Genomic DNA, 18259 nt, shown 5'->3' with positions numbered 1-18259 from the left:
GCCCGGCGGCCGGCTCGTCACCGATGCCGCCGCCCGCGCCGAGCTCGAGCAGGTCTGGGGCGCCCCCGTCCCGGCCGCCCCGGGCCGCGACGGCGACGCGATCCTCGCCGCCGCCGCGTCCGGCGAGCTGGCCGCACTGGTCGTGGGCGGGGTCGACCCGCAGGACATGGCCGACCCGACCGCGGCGATCACCGCGCTGCGGGAGGTGGGGTTCCTGGTCAGCCTGGAGATCCACACCTCGGCGGTCACCGAGCTCGCCGACGTCGTGCTCCCGGTCGCCCCGGACGCCCAGCGCTCCGGCGCCTACGTCAACTGGGAGGGCCGCCGCCGCGAGTTCGGCGTCGCGCTCGACGCGACCGGCGTGCTCCCGGACTGCCGGGTGCTCGACACCCTCGGCGTCGAGATGGACGCGGACCTGTTCACCCAGACCCCGGCCGCCGCGGCCGGGGAGCTGGAGCGGCTCGGCTCGCGTCGCGCCGGCGGCGTCGCACCGGACCACACGGCGGGCCGGGCCCGGCGTCCCGGCTACGGCCAGGCGGTCCTCGCCACCTCGCGCCAGATGATCGACGACGGCAGCCTCCAGATCGACGAGCCCGCGCTCGCCGGCACGGCACGGCGGCCCTACGTCAAGGTCAACGCGGCCACCGCGGAGCGGCTCGCGCTGGTCGAGGGCGCCGACGCGACGGTCCGCACCGACCGCGGGGCGATCACCCTGCCGGTCGCGCTGACCGACCTGCCCGACGGCGTCGTCTGGCTGCCGACCTGCTCGCCCGGCTCGCACGTCCGCCCCACACTCGGAGTGGGCCACGGTGACCTCGTGACGGTCGGTCCGGCCGGGAACGGAAGCGCGTCGTGAACCTGTCCCAGGTCCCGCCCACCCCGGTGGACCAGCTGACGCACACCCAGGCGCTGCTCGCCGACGACCCGATCTGGCTGATTCTGATCAAGGTCGTCGGGCTGTTCGCGCTCGGTGTCGTGCTGACCCTGTTCATGATCAACTGGGAGCGCAAGGTCGTCGGCCGGATGCAGCACCGTCCGGGCCCGAACCGGACCGGCCCCGGCGGCTGGCTGCAGAGCCTCGCCGACGGTCTGAAGCTGGCGTTCAAGGAAGACATCATGCCGGCGATGGCCGACAAGAAGGTCTACTTCATCGCCCCTGTCATCTCGACGATCCCGGCGTTCGTCGCCTTCTCCGTCATCCCGTTCGGCGGCGAGGTCACGATCTTCGGCGAGCAGACGGCGCTCCAGCTCGTCGACGTCCCGGTCGGCGTGCTCGTCGTGCTGGCCTGCTCCTCGATCGGCGTCTACGGCATCGTGCTCGGCGGCTGGGCTTCGGGCTCGCCGTACTCGCTGCTCGGCGCGCTGCGCTCGGCCGCCCAGGTCATCTCCTACGAGATCGCGCTGGGCCTGGCCGTCGTCGGCGTCGTCCTCTACTCCGGCTCGCTGTCCACCGCGACGATCGTCGGGGCGCAGGCGTCGGGCTGGTACTTCTGGCTCCTGCTGCCGAGCTTCGTGGTCTTCGTGATCGCGATGGTCGGCGAGACCAACCGGGCCCCGTTCGACCTCCCCGAGGCCGAGTCGGAGCTGGTCGGCGGCTTCCACACCGAGTACTCGTCGCTGAAGTTCGCGCTGTTCTTCCTCGCCGAGTACGTGAACATGGTGACCGTCTCGGCGATGGCGGTGACGCTGTTCCTCGGCGGCGGCATGTGGCCGTGGCCGCTGAGCTTCCTCAACGAGTACGGCTGGCTGCAGTTCGTCGCCTTCATCATCAAGGTGCTGCTGTTCCTGTTCGTGTTCATCTGGCTGCGCGGGACGCTGCCGCGGTTCCGCTACGACCAGTTCATGAAGCTGGGCTGGAAGGTCCTGGTCCCGGTCATGCTGGTCTGGATCGTCGCGATCTTCGGCATCCGGGCGTTCGTGAACACCGGCTCGGACAACTACGTGCTGCTGCTGTCGCTGATCGGCTTCGCGCTCGCCGTCGTGCTCGCGGTGGCGTTCCTGCTGCCCGACCGGCAGACCGAGGCGCCACCGGTCGAGCCGGCGTCGGACTATCCGGTGCCGCCGCTGGACCTGGTGGTCCCCGACTCACCCCCGAAGCGTCGGAAGGCCGTCACGGCCGGAAAGGACGCGCGCTAGATGTTCGACTTCTTCAAGGGATTCGGCGTCACCTTCTCGACGATGTTCAAGAAGGTCGTCACCGAGGAGTACCCCGAGGACTTCCCGCCCGCCGCGCCGCGCTACCACGGGCGCCACCAGCTCAACCGGCACCCGGACGGGCTGGAGAAGTGCGTCGGCTGCGAGCTGTGCGCCTGGGCCTGCCCGGCCGACGCCATCTACGTCGAGGGCGGGGACAACACCGAGGAGGCGCGGTACTCGCCCGGTGAACGCTACGGCGCGATCTACCAGATCAACTACCTGCGGTGCATCGGCTGCGGCCTGTGCATCGAGGCCTGCCCGACGCGCTCGCTCACGATGACGAACTTCTACGAGCTGGCCGACGACAACCGGCAGGACCTCATCTACACCAAGGAGCAGCTGATGGCCCCGCTGCTGCCGGGCATGGAGCAGCCGCCGCACCCGATGCGCCTGGGCGAGGACGAGCAGGACTACTACGTCTCCGGTCCGACGCTCGCGAAGGTGTCCGCCCAGGACCAGACCAAGGAGCAGGCGCGATGACCACGGCCGCGGTCCTGGCCCAGGCGGCCGGGGAGGTGAGCACCGGCGAGGCGGTCGCGTTCTGGATCCTCGGACCGGTGGCGCTGGCCGGTGCGCTCGGCCTGGTCTTCGCCCGGCACGCGGTGCACGCCGCGCTGCTGCTGGTCCTGACGATGTTCTCGATCGCGGTGCTGTACCTGGTGCAGTCCGCCCCGTTCCTCGGGTTCGTGCAGATCATCGTCTACACCGGTGCCGTGATGATGCTGTTCCTGTTCGTCCTCATGCTGGTCGGACGGGACTCCAAGGACTCGGTGATCGAGGTCCTGCGCGGGCAGCGGGCCGCAGCGCTGGTGTTCGGCGTCGCTCTGGCCGCGCTGCTGGTCGGCGGGCTGGCCCGCGGCCTGACCAGCGTCACCCCCGCGGGGCTGGCGCAGGGCGGGCTCGGGTGGAACGGCAACGTCCCCGGCCTCGGCCGGCTGATCTTCACCGACTACCTGCTGGCGTTCGAGCTGACCGCGGCCCTGCTGATGGTCGCCGCGCTCGGCGCGATGGTGCTGTCCGGCTCGCAGAGCAGCCAGCACACCAAGATCGGCCAGCGCGCGACGGTGCTGAAGCGGCTGCGCGGCGAGCACGCCCGCATCTCCCCGCTGCCCGGCCCCGGCGTCTACGCGACGGCGAACTCGGTCGCGGTCCCGGCGATCCTGCCCGACGGCTCGATCGCCCCGGAGTCGCTGTCGGAGATCATCGAGTCGGTCGCGGTCGACGTGCCGGACACGACGACCCCGGACGCGCACGCGCTGACCGGCCGCCCCGCACCCGACCGGACCGCCGCCTCCGGTGAGGCCGCCGACACCGGGGAGCACCGATGAGGCCCGAGTACTACCTGCTGCTCTCGGCGCTGCTGTTCACCATCGGCGCCGTCGGCGTCCTGGTGCGGCGCAACGCCGTGGTCGTGTTCATGTGCATCGAGCTCATGCTGAACGCGGTGAACCTGACCCTGGTCACGTTCTCGCGCATCAACGGCAACCTCGACGGCCAGGTGATGGCCCTGTTCGTGATGGTCGTCGCGGCCTGTGAGGTCGTCGTCGGGCTCGCGATCATCACGGCGATCTTCCGCACCCGCCAGTCGTCGTCGGTGGACGACGCGAACCTCTTGAAGTACTAGGAGCGCGCTGGTGACCGTCCTTCTCGCACAGGCCGCCCCGCAGGCGACCGGCGCCGCCTCGCTGGCCTGGTTGCTGATCGCGCTCCCCGCGGCCGGTGCACTCGTGCTCTTCCTCGCCGGACGGCGGGCCGACGCCTGGGGCCACTGGCTCGGCGTCGCGACCGTCGTCGGCGCGTTCGTCGTCGGTGTGACGATATTCCTGCAGACCCTCGGTCTGCCCGCCGACGAGCGGCTGCGCGAGCAGTCGCTGTGGTCCTGGATGTCCTCCGGCGCGCTGGAGGTCGACTTCGGGCTCCGGATCGACACGCTGTCGCTGACGTTCGTACTGCTGATCACCGGGGTCGGGGCGCTCATCCACCTCTACTCGGTCGGCTACATGAGCCACGACCCGAACCGGCGGCGGTTCTTCGCGCAGCTGAACCTGTTCGTCGCCGCGATGCTGGTGCTGGTCCTCGGCAACAACTTCGTGATGCTCTACCTCGGCTGGGAGGGCGTCGGTCTGGCGTCGTACCTGCTGATCGGCTTCTACCAGGACCGGCCCTCCGCGGCGACGGCGGCGAAGAAGGCCTTCCTGATGAACCGGGTCGGCGACGTCGGCCTGGCGATCGCGATCTTCCTGCTCTGGCTGGAGCTCGGGACCCTGCAGTACACCGAGGTCTTCGCCCGCATCGGCGAGGTCGGCGGCGGCACGGTCCTCGCGATCACGCTGCTGCTCCTGCTCGGCGCCTGCGGCAAGTCCGGCCAGTTCCCCCTGCAGTCCTGGCTCCCGGACGCGATGGAGGGCCCGACCCCGGTCTCGGCCCTCATCCACGCGGCCACGATGGTCACCGCGGGCGTCTACCTCATCGCCCGGGCGTCGCCGATCTACAACCTGTCCGAGACCGGACGGCTGGTCGTCGCGCTCATCGGTGTCATCACGCTGATGATCGGCGCGATCATCGGCTGCGCCTACGACGACATCAAGAAGGTCCTGGCCTACTCCACGGTCAGCCAGATCGGCTACATGATCCTCGCCGTCGGGCTCGGGCCGGCCGGCTACGCGCTGGGCATCCTGCACCTGCTGACGCACGGCTTCTTCAAGGCCGGGCTCTTCCTCGGCGCCGGTTCGGTCATGCACGCCATGAACGACGACGTCGACATGCGCCGCTTCGGCGGCCTGTGGCGGAAGATGCCGGTCACCTTCGTGACCTTCGGCCTCGGCTACCTCGCGCTGATCGGCTTCCCGTTCCTGTCCGGCTACTTCTCCAAGGACGCGATCATCGAGGCCGCGTTCGCACAGGAGGGCTGGCAGGGCTGGGTGTTCGGCGGGCTCGCGACGCTCGCGGCCGGTCTGACCGCCTTCTACATGACCCGCCTGATGATCATGACGTTCTTCGGTGCGGAGCGCTGGCGCACGGTGCAGTCCACCGACGGCCGCGACTACCACCCGCACGAGTCCCCGGCGACGATGACCGTCCCGATGATCGTGCTGGCCGTCGGCTCCGTCTTCGGCGGCGGCGTGCTCTACGGGATGGTCCCGGAGTGGCTCGCCCCGGTCGTGGGGGAGCGCCTCGAGCTCGAGGGCGGCGCCCTGCCGCACGCGGTGATCCCGTGGCTGGTCGTCGGCGTCTCGCTGCTCGGCGTGCTGGCGGGCTACCTGTTCGTCGGCCGCTCCCCGGTGCCGGTGGAGCGCCCGCAGCGGGTGTCGCCGGTCGTCGCCGCGGCCCGTGCCGACCTCGGCGCGAACGCCTTCAACGAGGCGTTCATCGAGCGGCCCGGCATCGTCCTCACGCGGGCGCTCGCCTGGTTCGACGACCGCGGGATCGACGGGGCCGTCAACGGCACCGCGTCGGCGTTCGGCGGCGGTTCCAGCCGCCTGCGCCGGCTCCAGACCGGCTTCGTCCGGTCCTACGCACTCTCGATGCTCGGCGGGGCGGTCATCGTCGTCGCCGCGATGCTGGCGGTGAGGTTCGTCTCATGACCCCCCTGGACACGGCTCCCATCGTCCCCGGCTCCGGGGGCAACCCCTTCCTGATCGTCCTGCTGCTGGTGCCGGTCGTCGGCGCGCTGGTCATGTACCCGCTGCGCGCCAACACCGGGCTCGCGAAGGCGGTCGCGATGGCGACGGCGCTGCTGGAGCTGGTACTCGTCGTCGTCGCGTGGGCGCTCTACTCCATCCCCGCGGCGCAGGCCGGCGCCCGGTTCCAGCTCGAGTTCTCGATGTCCTGGATCCCCGCGTTCGGTACGCACATCGCGTTCGGCGTCGACGGCATCGCGCTGGCGCTGATCGGGCTCACCGCGTTCCTGGTGCCCGGCCTGATGCTGTTCGCGTGGGCGGAGAAGCTGCCCGAGGGCCGCTCGGCCGCCGGATACTTCGCGCTGCTGCTGGCGACCCAGGCGACGCTGGTCGGTGTCTTCGCCGCCACCGACGTCTTCCTGTTCTACGTGTTCTTCGAGGCCATGCTGGTCCCGATGTACTTCCTGATCGGCCGCTTCGGCGGGCCGCGCCGGCAGTACGCGGCGGTGAAGTTCTTCCTGTACTCGCTGCTCGGCGGCCTCATCATGCTGGCGTCGCTGATCGGGCTGTTCGTGGTCAGCGAGCAGCAGCTGGGCCAGGGCACGTTCACCTGGGCCGACCTGCAGGCGATGGCGTCGAGCGTGCCGGAGTCGACCCAGATCTGGCTGTTCCTCGGCTTCTTCGTCGCGTTCGCGATCAAGGCGCCGCTCGTGCCGTTCCACACCTGGCTGCCCGACGCCGGTGCCGAGGCCCCGATCGTCGGCGCGGTGCTGCTGGTCGGCGTGCTGGACAAGGTCGGTACCTACGGCTTCCTGCGCTACCTGCTGCCGCTGTTCCCGCAGGCGTCGCAGACCCTGGCGCCGCTGGTGCTGGTGCTCGCCGTCGCCGGGATCGTCTACGCCGCGCTGCTCGCGGTCGCCCAGACCGACATGGGCCGGTTCGTCGCCTACACCTCGGTGGCGCACTTCGGCTTCATCGCGCTCGGGGTGTTCGCGTTCTCCTCGCAGGCCTTCGCCGGCGCGACGCTCTACATGGTCAACCACGGTCTCTCGACCGGCATGCTGTTCGTCATGGTCGGCGTGCTGATCAGCCGCGGCGGCTCGCGCCTGATCGCCGACTACGGCGGCGTCGCGAAGCTCGCCCCGGTGATGGCGGGCTGTCTGCTGCTGGCCGGGATGAGCTCGCTGGCGCTGCCCGGCACGAACTCGTTCGTCTCGGAGTTCCTGGTGCTGGTCGGCTCGTTCCCGAACCGGCCGGTGTTCACCGTGATAGCGACGATCGGCATCATCTTCGCCGCGCTCTACGTGCTGTGGTTCTACCAGCGCACGATGCAGGGCCCGGTGCGCGGCACCGCGGTCATGGCGGCACTGGAGCGCGGCGGCGCGGGTGGCCCGGGGTCGATGATCGACCCGGCGGTCGCCGCGCAGCGCAAGGGCTCCGGCTTCCCCGACCTCACGGGTCGCGAGATCGGCGTGCTCGTGCCGCTGATCGTCGCGATCGTGGTGCTCGGCTTCTACCCGGGCCCGGTGCTCGACCTGATCAACCCGTCGGTGACGGCGACGATGACCGAGCTCGGCCTGCCCGACCCGGTCGTCGCTGGAGGGATCGCTCGATGAGCTCGTTGGTTCTCCCCGCCCAGGTGGCTCCGATCGAGATGCCCGCGGTCGACTGGGCGGCCACCGCGCCGCTGTGGATCGTGTTCGCGGGTGCCTGCGTGTCGGTGCTGCTGGAGGCGTTCCTCCCGCGGCACCAGCGCTGGCCCGTCCAGGTCGTGCTGACCGGGCTGACCCTGGTCGCGGCGCTCGTCGCGCTGGCCGGGTACGCGCTCGGGTCCCCGGCGGCGGTGCTGACCTTCGGCACCGCGCTGTCGGTGGACGCGCCGTCGCTGTTCCTGTGGGGCACCCTGATCGTCCTCGCGATCCCCAGCCTGCTGCTGATCGCGGACCGGTCGGTGGAGCCGGGCGGGGTGTTCGTGGCCTCGGCCGCCGAGCGGGCCGCGGTCCGCTCCGGCGGCGGCCCTGCCACCCCGGCCGGCGGCGAGCACGTCGACCGCTCCTACGGGGCACCCGACGAGACACCGACGATGCAGACCGAGCCGTTCCCGTTCGTGCTGTTCGCGCTCGGCGGCATGATGGCGTTCGTCGCGGCGAACGACCTGCTCACGATGTTCATCGCCCTCGAGGTCCTGTCGCTGCCGCTGTACCTGATGTGCGGGCTGGCGCGGCGCCGCCGGCTGCTGTCGCAGGAGTCCGCGGTCAAGTACTTCCTGCTCGGCGCATTCGGCTCGGCGTTCTTCCTCTACGGCATCGCGCTGCTCTACGGCTACGCGGGCTCGGTGCGGCTCTCGGCGATCTCCCAGGCCGCCGCGGGCACCCTGGCGTCGGACACGCTGCTGTTCGCGGGCCTGGCGCTGCTGCTGGTGGGGCTGCTGTTCAAGGGCTCGGTCGCCCCGTTCCACACCTGGACCCCGGACGTCTACCAGGGCGCCCCGACGCCGGTCACGGCGTTCATGGCGGCCTGCACGAAGGTCGCCGCGTTCGGCGCGATCGCCCGGGTGCTCTACGTCGGCTTCGGCAGCACCGTCTGGGAGTGGCGCGGCGTGCTGTGGGTGGTCGCGGTCGTCTCGATGGTTGTCGGCGCGGTGCTGGGGCTCACCCAGACCGACGTGAAGCGCATGATCGCCTACTCCTCGATCGCGCACGCCGGGTTCATCCTGCTCGGCGCCATGGCGCTGACGCCGCAGGGCACGTCCGGGCTGATGTTCTACCTGCTGGCCTACGGCTTCACGACGGTCGCGGTCTTCGGGATCATCTCGCTGGTCCGCACCGGTGACGGCGAGGCCTCGGACCTGGCGGCCTGGGCGGGCCTGGCGAAGCGGTCGCCGCTCGTCGCCGGGATCATGACGTTCCTGCTGCTCGCGCTCGCCGGCATCCCGCTGACCAGCGGGTTCACCGCCAAGTTCGCGGTGTTCTCGGCGGCGTCGGCGGACGGCATGGTGCCGCTGGTGGTGATCGCGCTGGTCGCGTCCGCGGTGGCCGCGTTCTTCTACCTGCGCATCGTGGTGCTCATGTACTTCCGGGAGCCCGCCGAGGACGGTCCGGCCGTCGTCGTGCCCGGGGCGTTCACCACCGTGGCCATCACCCTGGGCACGCTGGCGACCCTCGTTCTCGGGATTCTTCCCACACCCGTCCTCGAATGGGCCGCCAGCGGCGCGTTCTCGGGCTGACGTTCGTAGGCTGTGGGGGTGGAGACACAGAGTGTGGCCGGGATCCGGATGGCCGATCCGGTCCTGGCCGAGGCCACCGCTGACGGGCTCAAGCGGGTCGAGGACCTGCTGCACCGCGAGGTGCACAGCGACTACGAGTTCGTCACCGAGACCTCGTTGCACCTGATCGACGCGGGGGGCAAGCGGTTCCGTCCGCTGTTCACGCTGCTCGCGGCGCAGGTGGGACCGCATCCCGAACGCGACGAGGTGATCACGGCGGCCGCCGTGGTGGAGCTGATCCACCTGGCGACGCTGTACCACGACGACGTGATGGACGAGGCGTCCATGCGGCGGGGCGCGGAGTCCGCGAACTCGCGCTGGGACAACTCGATCGCGATCCTGACCGGGGACTTCCTGTTCGCGCACGCGTCGCGGCTGGTCGCCGACCTGGGGCCGGACGCGGTGCGGATCATCGCCGAGACGTTCGCGCTGCTCGTGACCGGTCAGATGCGCGAGACCCGCGGCCCCAAGGCGTCCGACGACCCGGTGCAGCACTACCTGCGGGTGGTCGCGGAGAAGACCGGGTCGCTCATCGCGACCTCGGGCCGCTACGGCGGCATGTTCTCCGGCGCACCCGCCGAGCACGTCGAGGCGCTGCGGACCTTCGGCGAGGTCATCGGGGCGGCGTTCCAGATCTCCGACGACATCATCGACATCGCGTCGCCGTCGGACGACTCGGGCAAGACGCCCGGCACCGACCTGCGCGAGGGCGTGCACACCCTGCCGATGCTCTACGCCCTGCGCGACGGCGACGACTCCGCCGACGCGCGCAGGCTGCGTCAGCTGCTGGCCGCTCCGATCAGCGGCGACGACGAGGTGGCCGAGGCGCTGGAGCTGCTCCGCTCCGGTGACGCGCTGGTCAAGGCCCGCGAGACCGTCGCCGGGTACGCCGACCGGGCGCGCGCCGAGCTGGCGGTGCTGCCGCCGTGCCCGGCGATCGAGGCGCTGCGGACGCTGACCGACTACACGGTGGAGCGGGTGGGCTGAGGTGCCGGTGGGCGTCGCCGTCGCAGCAGGTCGACGGTGAAGACCACCAGCGCCAGCCAGACGAGGGCGAACCCGGCCCAGCGGGCCGGGGCCATCGGCTGGCCGACCACCAGCACACCCCACAGGAACTGCAGTGTGGGGTTGATGTAGAGCAGCACCCCGAGGGTCGTCAGCGGCAGCCGTCGCGCCGCGGAGCCGTAGAGCAGCAGCGGCAGCGCCGTCGCCGGGCCCGCGGACAGCATGAGCAGCAGGTGCCACGGGCCGTGCCCGGTGAACGTGCCGCCGCCGGAGAGCGCCACGACGACCAGGAACACCGCGGCCGGCACGACGAGTACGAGGCCCTCCGCGGTCAGCCCGGCTGCGGCGGGCAGCGGCGCGGTCGCCTTGAACAGTCCGTAGATCCCGAACGAGCAGGCCAGCGCCATCGACAGCCACGGCACCGTCCCGTTCCCGACGGCGATGACGACGACGGCCGTCGCCGCCAGCCCCAGCGCCACCCACTGCGCGGGCCGCAGCCGCTCCCGCAGGACGAGGACGCCGAACAGCACCCCGACCAGCGGGGTCATGTAGTAGCCGAGCGCGGACTCGACGATCAGCCCCACCGACACGCCCCAGATGAACAGGCCCCAGTTCACCGCGATGAACAGCGCGGCGGCGGCGGTCGCGAGCCATCCCCGGACACCGAGCCCGCGCACGTCGCCCCAGCCGCGGAGCACGGTCAGCACCAGCGACATCAGCACCGCGGTCCACAGCACGCGGTGGGCGAGCACCTCCAGCGGCGCCGCGGGGTCCAGCAGCGGCCAGAACGCCGGGAACAGGCCCCACAGGACGTACGCGCCGACGCCCGCGGTGAGCCCGGCGGGGTTCCGCTCACTCCGTTCGGGTGTGGTTCGTTCGGGGGAACGAGCGGTGGTCATGGTCGCTTCGGGTGGTCGGTCACGGGCACGATGATCCGGTACGGGTGGGCTCCCGCGCGAGACGACGGCGGGGCGGGCACGATCCGTGATACCAAGCACGGCGACAGCGGTCCGGGACGGTCCCGGGCGGACGGAGGTCCGGCATGGGCTGGATGTGGGTACTGCTGGCGGTGCTCGTGGTCCTGGTGGCGGCGGGGGTACTGGTGTCCCGTCGCCGCGGAGGGACCGTCGAGGGCGGTCCGGAGGCCACGGGGACGCCCGACACGGCGGAGGTGCCCGACGGGCCGGGCCCGGGGCGCGACCCCGGGACCGTGGGGCTGTTCGACACCGCGGGGGCGGTCGACCCGTCCGCCGCGGCGGCCGGGGCGCACACGCCCTCGCCGGACGTCGCACCGTCGCCCTCCTCGGCGGACGTCGCGACCGGAGTCACGGCGACGGCCCCGGACCTGTCCGGTCCGGAGGCGTCGAGTCGCGGTGCCGACGGGGACGGAGCCGACGGGGACGGTGTCACCGCGGGCGGGACCGGCCCGGGCGACGACGACAGAACCACGACCGACGGTGTCGCTGCCCTGTCCCAGGACGGTGCGGACCACGACGGCGCAGCCGCGGACGGTGAGTCCCACGACGGCGCAGCCGCGGACGGTGCGGTCCACGACGGTCCGGCGGATGACGGTGCTGCCGGCTCCGTCCCGGTCCCGTTGGAGCCGAGCAGTGCCGCCACGACCACGGACGCCGCCACGACCACGGACGTCGCCACGACCACGGACGTCGCCACGACCACGGACGTCGCCACGACCACGGACGTCGCCACGACCACGGACGTCGCCACGACCGCGGACGCGGCCACGGCCCCCGCGGTCCCCCTCCCGCGCCCCGAGAGCGACCCTGCGCCGCCGGACGGGCCGGCCGAGGACGACGAGCCGGCCGGCCGCCACGCCCTGCGCGACGACGTCGAACCGGCCCCGCTGCCCGAGCCGGGCCCCGCGCCGGTCGACGACGGCCCGCCCGCACCGCTGTCGATCCCGTCGCGGCCGCGACAGGACGCCGGTGGCTCAGCGCTGGCGGCGCTCGATTCCATGATCATCGGCCCGTCCGCGGCGTCCGCGCCGCTGCCCCCGGGGGTGCGTCCGGGGCCGTACCCGGACTCGGTGCTCGCCCCCACCGACGGTGCCGACCCGCCCGAGACGCACCGGGTGAAGGTGCACAGCGGTTCGCGGAGGTTCCACCCGCCCGAGTCGCCGTACTACGTCCGCACCCGCGCGGACCTGTACTTCACCGCGGAGGGCGCGGCGCGGGCGGCCGGGTTCATCGCCTGGCACGAACGCCCCGGGGCCCGCTGAGCCCCAGCGCCTCCGGACACACGACGGCCCCGGTACTCCTCGGAGTATCGGGGCCGCGGTGTGGCGCGGGCCGGGACCTAGACGATGGTCCAGGTGTCGCGGCCGTTGAGCAGGGCCTGCAGGTCCGCGTCGGGCTTGGCGTCGCGGGCCGCCTGCACCTGGGCGCGGGCGGCGTCGTCGTAGGTGGTGCGGTCGGTGTTGCGGAAGACCCCGGTGACGGTGTGGGTGAGGTCCTGGTCCGAGAGCCGGGACAGGGCGAAGGCCAGCTCGTGGTCGGCGGCGTCGTGCACGACGATCTGTGCGGCGTCGACCGAGGCGGTCTCGACGACCTTGAGCTTGAACCCGTCCTGCACCACGGCGTGTGAGCCCTCGGCGCCGAAGACGATCGGCTCACCGTGGACGACGGGGATGAGCCGGTTGTCGGTGTCGCCCTTGCGGAGCACGTCGAAGCTGCCGTCGTTGAAGATGGGGCAGTCCTGGAAGATCTCGACCAGGGCGGAGCCGCGGTGCTCGGCGGCGGCCTGGAGCACGGCGGTGAGGCTCTTGCGGTCGGAGTCCAGGGCCCGTCCGACGAAGCTCGCCTCGGCCCCGAGGGCCAGCGAGATCGGGTTGAACGGGTGGTCCAGTGATCCCATCGGGGTGGACTTGGTGACCTTCCCGACCTCGGAGGTCGGGGAGTACTGGCCCTTGGTCAGCCCGTAGATCCGGTTGTTGAACAGCAGGATCTTGATGTTGACGTTGCGGCGCAGCGCGTGGATCAGGTGGTTGCCACCGATGGAGAGCGCGTCGCCGTCGCCGGTCACGACCCAGACGCTGAGGTCCTCGCGGCTGGTCGCGAGACCGGTCGCGATGGTCGGGGCGCGGCCGTGGATGGAGTGCATCCCGTAGGTGTTGAGGTAGTACGGGAATCGCGAGCTGCAGCCGATGCCGGACACGAACACGGTGTTCTCGCGCTTGATGCCCAGGGTGGGGAGGAACTGGCGGACGGCGGCGAGGACGGCGTAGTCGCCGCAGCCGGGGCACCAGCGGACCTCCTGGTCGGAGGTGTAGTCCTTCGCGGTCTGCTTCGCGTCCGTGGTCGGGACGCCGTCGAGGCCGCCGATGGACGGCAGGCCCAGGTCGGTGGCGGTCATGCCTGCGCTCCAGTGGTCTCGTTGGCGATGTCGGACGCCGACTCCGGGTGCTTGCCGGTGAGGTAGTCCAGGAACACGTCCTGGAGCTCCTCGGCGCCGAACGGGAGCCCGGCGACCTTGGTGTAGCTCTTGACGTCGACCAGGTGCTCGGCGCGCAGCAGCATGGCGAGCTGACCGAGGTTCATCTCGGGGCAGAGCACCGTGCGGTAGCCGCCCAGGATCTCGCCGAGGTTGGCCGGCATCGGGTTGAGGTTGCGCAGGTGCACCGTGGCGACCGAGTGGCCCAGCTTGCGCACGCGCCGCGCCGCCGCGTTGATCGGGCCGTAGGTCGAGCCCCAGCCGATGACGAGGAAGTCCGCGTCGCCGTCGGGGTCGTCGACCACGAGGTCGGGGACGTCGATGCCGTCGATCTTGGCCTGGCGCAGGCGGACCATGCGGTCGTGGTTGTCGGGGTCGTAGGAGATCGAGCCGCGTCCGTCGGCCTTCTCCAGCCCACCGACCCGGTGCTCCAGCCCGGCGGTGCCCGGGACCGCCCACGGCCGGGCCAGGGTCTCGGGATCACGCAGATACGGCCAGAACTCGCCGGACCCGTCGGGGGCGTTGGGTTCGGTCGCGAACCCCGGGTCCACCGTCGGCAACGACTCGACGTCGGGGATCTTCCACGGCTCGGAGCCGTTGGCCAGCGCCCCGTCGGAGAGCAGCATGACCGGGGTGCGGTACTCGACCGCGATCGCGGCGGCCTCGACCGCGGCGATGAAGCAGTCCCCCGGCGTGCAGGGGGCGATCACCGGCAGCGGCGCCTCCCCGTTGCGCCCGTGCAGGGCCTGGAGCAGGTCGGCCTGCTCGGTCTTGGTCGGCAACCCCGTCGAGGGCCCACCACGCTGCACGTCGATGACCAGCAGCGGCAGTTCCAGGGCGACGGCCAGGCCGACGGTCTCGGCCTTGAGCGCGATCCCCGGCCCCGACGTGGTGGTCACGCCGAGTGCCCCGCCGAAGGCTGCGCCGAGGGCGGCGCCGACACCGGAGATCTCGTCCTCGGCCTGGAACGTGGTCACGCCGAAGGCCTTGTGCTTGGACAGCTCGTGGAGGATGTCCGAAGCCGGGGTGATCGGGTAGGTCCCCAGGAACACCGGCAGGCTCGTCGTCCGCCCCGCGGCGATGAGCCCGTAGGCCAGGGCGACGTTCCCGGTGATCTGCCGGTAGGTCCCCGGCGCCAGGCGGGCCGGCGCGACCTCGTAGGTCACCGCGAACGCCTCGGTCGTCTCCCCGTAGGCGTGCCCCGCACGGAACGCCAGGATGTTGGCCTCGGCGATGTCGGGCTTCTTCGCGAACTTCTCCCGCAGGAACCGCTCGGTCGACTCGCTGGGGCGGTGGTACATCCAGGACAGCAGACCCAGGGCGAACATGTTCTTCGCCCGCTCGGCGTCCTTCTTCGACAGCCCGGTCTCCTCCAGGGCGCCGCGGGTCAGGGTCGCCATCGCGACCCCGTGTACCGCGTAGGGCTCGAGCGAGCCGTCCTCCAGCGGGTTCGCCGCGTAACCGACCTTGGTCAGGTTCCGCTTCGTGAACTCGTCGGTGTTGACGATCAGCACCCCGCCCTGGGGAAGGTCGCCGATATTGGCCTTCAGTGCCGCCGGGTTCATCGCGACCAGCACGTCGGGGCGGTCACCGGGGGTGAGGATGTCGTAGTTCGCGAAGTGCAGCTGGAACGACGAGACGCCCGGCAGGGTCCCGGCAGGTGCCCGGATCTCCGCGGGGAAGTTCGGCAGTGTCGACAGGTCGTTGCCGAAGTTCGCGGTCTCGGAGGTGAAGCGGTCCCCGGTCAGCTGCATGCCGTCACCGGAGTCGCCGGCGAACCGGATGACCACCCGGTCGCGCTGGACGACCTCGGAGTCGCGTGCCTCGACGGGGGTGTCGCTGGTCGTCATGGGCTGATGGTCCCCAGTTCGGCGTCGAAATGTGCCTCGATACGTCGAGGTTAACTCCCGGTTCGGGCCCCTGTCCGGAGACCCGGAGCCACGTCACATAACCTGGGTTACGTTCGTGGTGACGGTCACTTCCTGCTGATCTTCTTCTGCAGTGCGGCGACACGTTCCGCGAACGCCTCGGAGTGCACCGTCTCGGCCTGCGCGCGGACCTCGACGTCGGTGGCGTCGGCGTGCGCGGCGAGCCGCGAGGTGATCCGCATCGTCGCCTTGGTGGTGACGATCAGGTCCCGCGGTGCGGCGGCCGCCCGGCCCGCGAGCTCGCGGGCGCCGGCCATCAGGTCCTCGTCGCTGTCGTAGGCACGCCAGGCCAGGCCGATGCGCTCGGCCTCGCGGGCGTCGAGGACGTCGCCGAACAGGGTCATCGCCGCGGTGCCCTGGGCGCCGAGAGCGCGCTGGGCCATCCACGTGTAGCCGCCGCCGGGGTGCAGGCCCAGCTGCATGAAGCGGACGTCGAACCTCGCGCTCGGGCCGGCCAGCCGGACGTCGCAGGCCAGGGCCAGGTTGATCCCGGCGCCGACGGCGGCGCCGTTGACCGCGGCCAGGGTCGGCAGCGGGGACGAGGCGATGGCGAGGAATCCGGAGTAGACGCGCTTGAGCGTCGCCGGGTCGGCCTCCTGCAGCTCGGCGAGGTCACCGCCCGCGCAGAAGGCGGGTGCCTGCCCGGTGACGACGATCGCGCCGACCGAGTCGTCGGCGTTCGCGGCCTCGACGGCGGCGACGAGCTTCTGCGAGAGGTCCAGGTTCAGCGCGTTGCGTCGTGCCGGGTTGGACACGGTGAGCACCGCGACACCGTCGGTGACCTCGGTGCGGACCTCTGTCGTGACATCGCCGTCGTTCATGGGCCCGACTCTTCCACGCCGGGTTAGCCTTCCGCACGTGACGGGTGCACAGGTGACCGGGCGGGCCGAGCTGCCCCGCCACCACGCCGGCTGCTTCGCCTGCGGTGACGGTCCCGGCGGGCTGCGGATGCGCTTCGCCGATCCCGGCCCCGACTCCGACGGGCGGGCCCGGGTGACGGGGGCGGTCGTCGTCGCCGACACGCACGAGGGCGCGCCCGGGCTGGCGCACGGCGGCGTACTGGCCACGGCGATGGACGAGCTGTTCGGCGCGCTCCAGCACCACCTCGACGGCCACTTCGTGACCGCGGAGCTGACCACCCGCTACCGGGCGCCGGTGCCGCTCGGCACGACGCTGCACCTCGACGCGGTGATCGAGTCGGTCGACGGGCGCAAGCTGTGGGTCCGCGGCACGGGCAGGCTCGACGCCCCGGACGGCACCGTCGCGGTGTCGGCGACGGCGCTCTTCCTCGGCGTCACGCTCGACCACTTCCGCCGCTACGCCCCCGAGGGCACCCGCTTCCGGGAGCGGCACGCGCGCTGAGCCGCGGTCGGGGCGGGTCACACCCGGGAACGCACTGCCCGGTTCGTCCGTTGACCCGGATGACCCCCGAAGGACCGCACGGAAAGGCGACCCCGGCGTGCACAGCCACATGAACGGTCTGAAGACGGCCGTCCTCCTCGGCGCGATGAGCGCCCTGATCCTCGCGATCGGCGGGGTCCTGGGCGGGCGCGGCGGACTGGTCATCGCGCTCGTCATCGCGTTCGCGGTGAACGGGTGGGCCTACTTCAACTCGGCGAAGACGGCGCTGCGGTCCATGCACGCCCAGCCGATCACCGAGGCCGAGTACCCGCAGCTGTTCCGGATCGTCCGCGAGCTGAGCCAGCGGGCCCGCCAGCCCATGCCGTCGCTGCACATCAGCCCGACCGACGCGCCGAACGCGTTCGCCACGGGCCGCAACCCGCGGCACGCCGCGGTCTGCGTGACCACCGGTCTGCTGCACCTGCTCGACGAGCGCGAGCTGCGCGCCGTCATCGGCCACGAGCTCAGCCACGTCTACAACCGCGACATCCTGATCTCCTCGATCGCCGGTGCGCTCGCCTCGGCGGTGTCGTTCCTCGCGAACTTCGCGATGTTCGCCTCGATCTTCGGCGGCGGCGACGAGGACCGCCCGAACCCGATCGCGATCATCCTGGTCGCGATGCTGGGGCCGATCGCGGCCGGCGTCGTGCAGATGGCCGTCAGCCGGTCCCGGGAGTACCAGGCCGATGCGTCGGGTGCCGAGCTCACCGGGGACCCGCTGGGCCTGGCCTCGGCGCTGCACAAGCTCAAGTACGGCACCGCGGCCGCTCCGCTGCCCCCGGACCCGCGGCTCACCGCGCAGTCGCACCTGATGATCGCCAACCCGTTCCGGCCCGGGGAGAAGATGGCGAGGTGGTTCTCCACCCATCCGCCGATCGAGGACCGGATCGCGCGGCTCCAGCAGATGGCCCGCCGCTGACCGGACCGTTCCGGGGGTGGTTGCGTGTCCCCGGGTCGCTGTTCCGTAACGGTTCGGGGTACCGCGAGCGATGGAACTCTCAGAGCAGAGCTCCCCCTGCGGAAGAGGACCCATGAGCGAGACCCCGTCCCAGAAGCCCCGCCACGCACTCACCGACACCGGTGGGACGCCGTCGGTGCCGCTCCAGGACGGCCCGGTCGAGGTGCCGTCACCGGCGCGTCCGGGGGACGACGTGGTCACCTGGGCCGGCCCGGGGGAGCAGGTCGCGCTGCCGACGGCCCGGTCGTCCTCGGACGCCGACGCACCGGTCGCGCCGACCGCCGATGCGGACGTCCCGGCCCCCTCCGCCCCGGACGCCGACACGGACACACCGGTCGCGCCCACCCCGGACGCGGAGCCGCAGCCCCGTGCCCCTCGGGCGGCCGCGCCGGACACGATGCCCGACGGCGGGTCCTCCGACGACGCGCCCACCACC

At 71.8% G+C, this 18259-nt stretch carries 16 protein-coding genes and 1 pseudogene; 13 read left to right on the top strand and 4 right to left on the bottom strand.

Annotated features, from left to right (window positions below; genetic code table 11):
- The 9 genes from GTW08_RS20980 to GTW08_RS20940 all read left to right on the top strand — a co-directional run.
- The coding region (locus tag GTW08_RS20980; protein WP_275938999.1) for a molybdopterin dinucleotide binding domain-containing protein at positions 1-856 on the top strand (856 nt) is incomplete at its 5' end.
- A gap of 35 nt (positions 857-891) precedes the next feature.
- Entirely contained in the window at positions 892-2136 is a 1245-nt protein-coding gene (gene nuoH / locus GTW08_RS20975) for an NADH-quinone oxidoreductase subunit NuoH (RefSeq protein WP_073576878.1), read from the top strand.
- Positions 2137-2676, top strand: coding sequence for an NADH-quinone oxidoreductase subunit NuoI (nuoI, locus tag GTW08_RS20970; RefSeq protein WP_020623091.1), 540 nt, complete (start codon positions 2137-2139; stop codon positions 2674-2676).
- A complete protein-coding gene (locus GTW08_RS20965) occupies positions 2673-3524 on the top strand; it encodes an NADH-quinone oxidoreductase subunit J (protein ID WP_062397973.1) in 852 nt (283 codons plus the stop codon). Before nuoI ends, GTW08_RS20965 begins: the two co-directional genes overlap by 4 nt.
- On the top strand, positions 3521-3820 hold the full coding sequence (nuoK, locus tag GTW08_RS20960) for an NADH-quinone oxidoreductase subunit NuoK (protein ID WP_060710483.1): 300 nt from the start codon (positions 3521-3523) through the stop codon (positions 3818-3820). Before GTW08_RS20965 ends, nuoK begins: the two co-directional genes overlap by 4 nt.
- Before the next feature lie 10 nt (positions 3821-3830).
- Positions 3831-5780, top strand: coding sequence for an NADH-quinone oxidoreductase subunit L (nuoL, locus tag GTW08_RS20955; RefSeq protein ID WP_073576537.1), 1950 nt, complete (start codon positions 3831-3833; stop codon positions 5778-5780).
- Positions 5777-7432: an NADH-quinone oxidoreductase subunit M gene (locus tag GTW08_RS20950; RefSeq protein ID WP_073576536.1), complete on the top strand. Its 1656-nt coding sequence runs from the start codon at positions 5777-5779 to the stop codon at positions 7430-7432. Before nuoL ends, GTW08_RS20950 begins: the two co-directional genes overlap by 4 nt.
- Positions 7429-9042: an NADH-quinone oxidoreductase subunit NuoN gene (nuoN, locus tag GTW08_RS20945; RefSeq protein WP_073576535.1), complete on the top strand. Its 1614-nt coding sequence runs from the start codon at positions 7429-7431 to the stop codon at positions 9040-9042. The genes GTW08_RS20950 and nuoN overlap by 4 nt, the downstream gene beginning before the upstream one ends.
- A 48-nt stretch (positions 9043-9090) precedes the next feature.
- Complete coding sequence (locus GTW08_RS20940) at positions 9091-10068, top strand: polyprenyl synthetase family protein (RefSeq protein WP_073576877.1); 978 nt, start codon at positions 9091-9093, stop codon at positions 10066-10068.
- On the opposite strand, the gene rarD is transcribed toward GTW08_RS20940, so the two are convergent.
- The gene (rarD, locus tag GTW08_RS20935) at positions 10044-10985 is read right to left on the bottom strand and encodes an EamA family transporter RarD (protein WP_073576534.1); all 942 of its coding nucleotides are present in this window, start codon (positions 10983-10985) and stop codon (positions 10044-10046) included. The two genes, GTW08_RS20940 and rarD, sit on opposite strands and share 25 nt — an antisense overlap.
- A gap of 143 nt (positions 10986-11128) precedes the next feature.
- On the opposite strand from rarD, the gene GTW08_RS20930 reads away from it, so the two are divergent.
- Positions 11129-12325 (top strand): hypothetical protein, encoded by a 1197-nt coding sequence (locus GTW08_RS20930; RefSeq protein WP_073576533.1) that lies wholly within the window; start codon positions 11129-11131, stop codon positions 12323-12325.
- Between the two features lie 77 nt (positions 12326-12402).
- Here GTW08_RS20930 and GTW08_RS20925 read toward each other — a convergent pair whose 3' ends face one another.
- From GTW08_RS20925 to GTW08_RS20915, 3 genes are all read right to left on the bottom strand, one after another.
- On the bottom strand, positions 12403-13458 hold the full coding sequence (locus GTW08_RS20925) for a 2-oxoacid:ferredoxin oxidoreductase subunit beta (RefSeq protein ID WP_073576532.1): 1056 nt from the start codon (positions 13456-13458) through the stop codon (positions 12403-12405).
- The gene (locus GTW08_RS20920) at positions 13455-15386 is read right to left on the bottom strand and encodes a 2-oxoacid:acceptor oxidoreductase subunit alpha (RefSeq protein WP_161152419.1); all 1932 of its coding nucleotides are present in this window, start codon (positions 15384-15386) and stop codon (positions 13455-13457) included. Before GTW08_RS20920 ends, GTW08_RS20925 begins: the two co-directional genes overlap by 4 nt.
- 125 nt (positions 15387-15511) lie before the next feature.
- Positions 15512-16285, bottom strand: coding sequence for an enoyl-CoA hydratase (locus GTW08_RS20915; RefSeq protein WP_073576530.1), 774 nt, complete (start codon positions 16283-16285; stop codon positions 15512-15514).
- A gap of 37 nt (positions 16286-16322) precedes the next feature.
- Here GTW08_RS20915 and GTW08_RS32065 point away from each other — a divergent pair, with 37 nt between their 5' ends.
- The 3 genes and pseudogenes from GTW08_RS32065 to GTW08_RS20900 all read left to right on the top strand — a co-directional run.
- The gene (locus tag GTW08_RS32065) at positions 16323-16826 is read left to right on the top strand and encodes a PaaI family thioesterase (RefSeq protein ID WP_161152418.1); all 504 of its coding nucleotides are present in this window, start codon (positions 16323-16325) and stop codon (positions 16824-16826) included.
- 97 nt (positions 16827-16923) lie between these two features.
- The gene (gene htpX, locus GTW08_RS20905; protein ID WP_073576528.1) at positions 16924-17784 is read left to right on the top strand and encodes a zinc metalloprotease HtpX; all 861 of its coding nucleotides are present in this window, start codon (positions 16924-16926) and stop codon (positions 17782-17784) included.
- A gap of 112 nt (positions 17785-17896) precedes the next feature.
- Positions 17897-18259 (top strand): annotated as a pseudogene (locus tag GTW08_RS20900) (hypothetical protein); the annotation flags it as partial.

The organism is Pseudonocardia sp. SID8383, assembly GCF_009864975.1.
In the GTDB taxonomy this organism is placed as follows: domain Bacteria; phylum Actinomycetota; class Actinomycetes; order Mycobacteriales; family Pseudonocardiaceae; genus Pseudonocardia; species Pseudonocardia alni.
The sequence above is the reverse complement of the archived record's forward strand: the minus strand, read 5'-3'. Positions and strand labels throughout refer to the sequence as shown.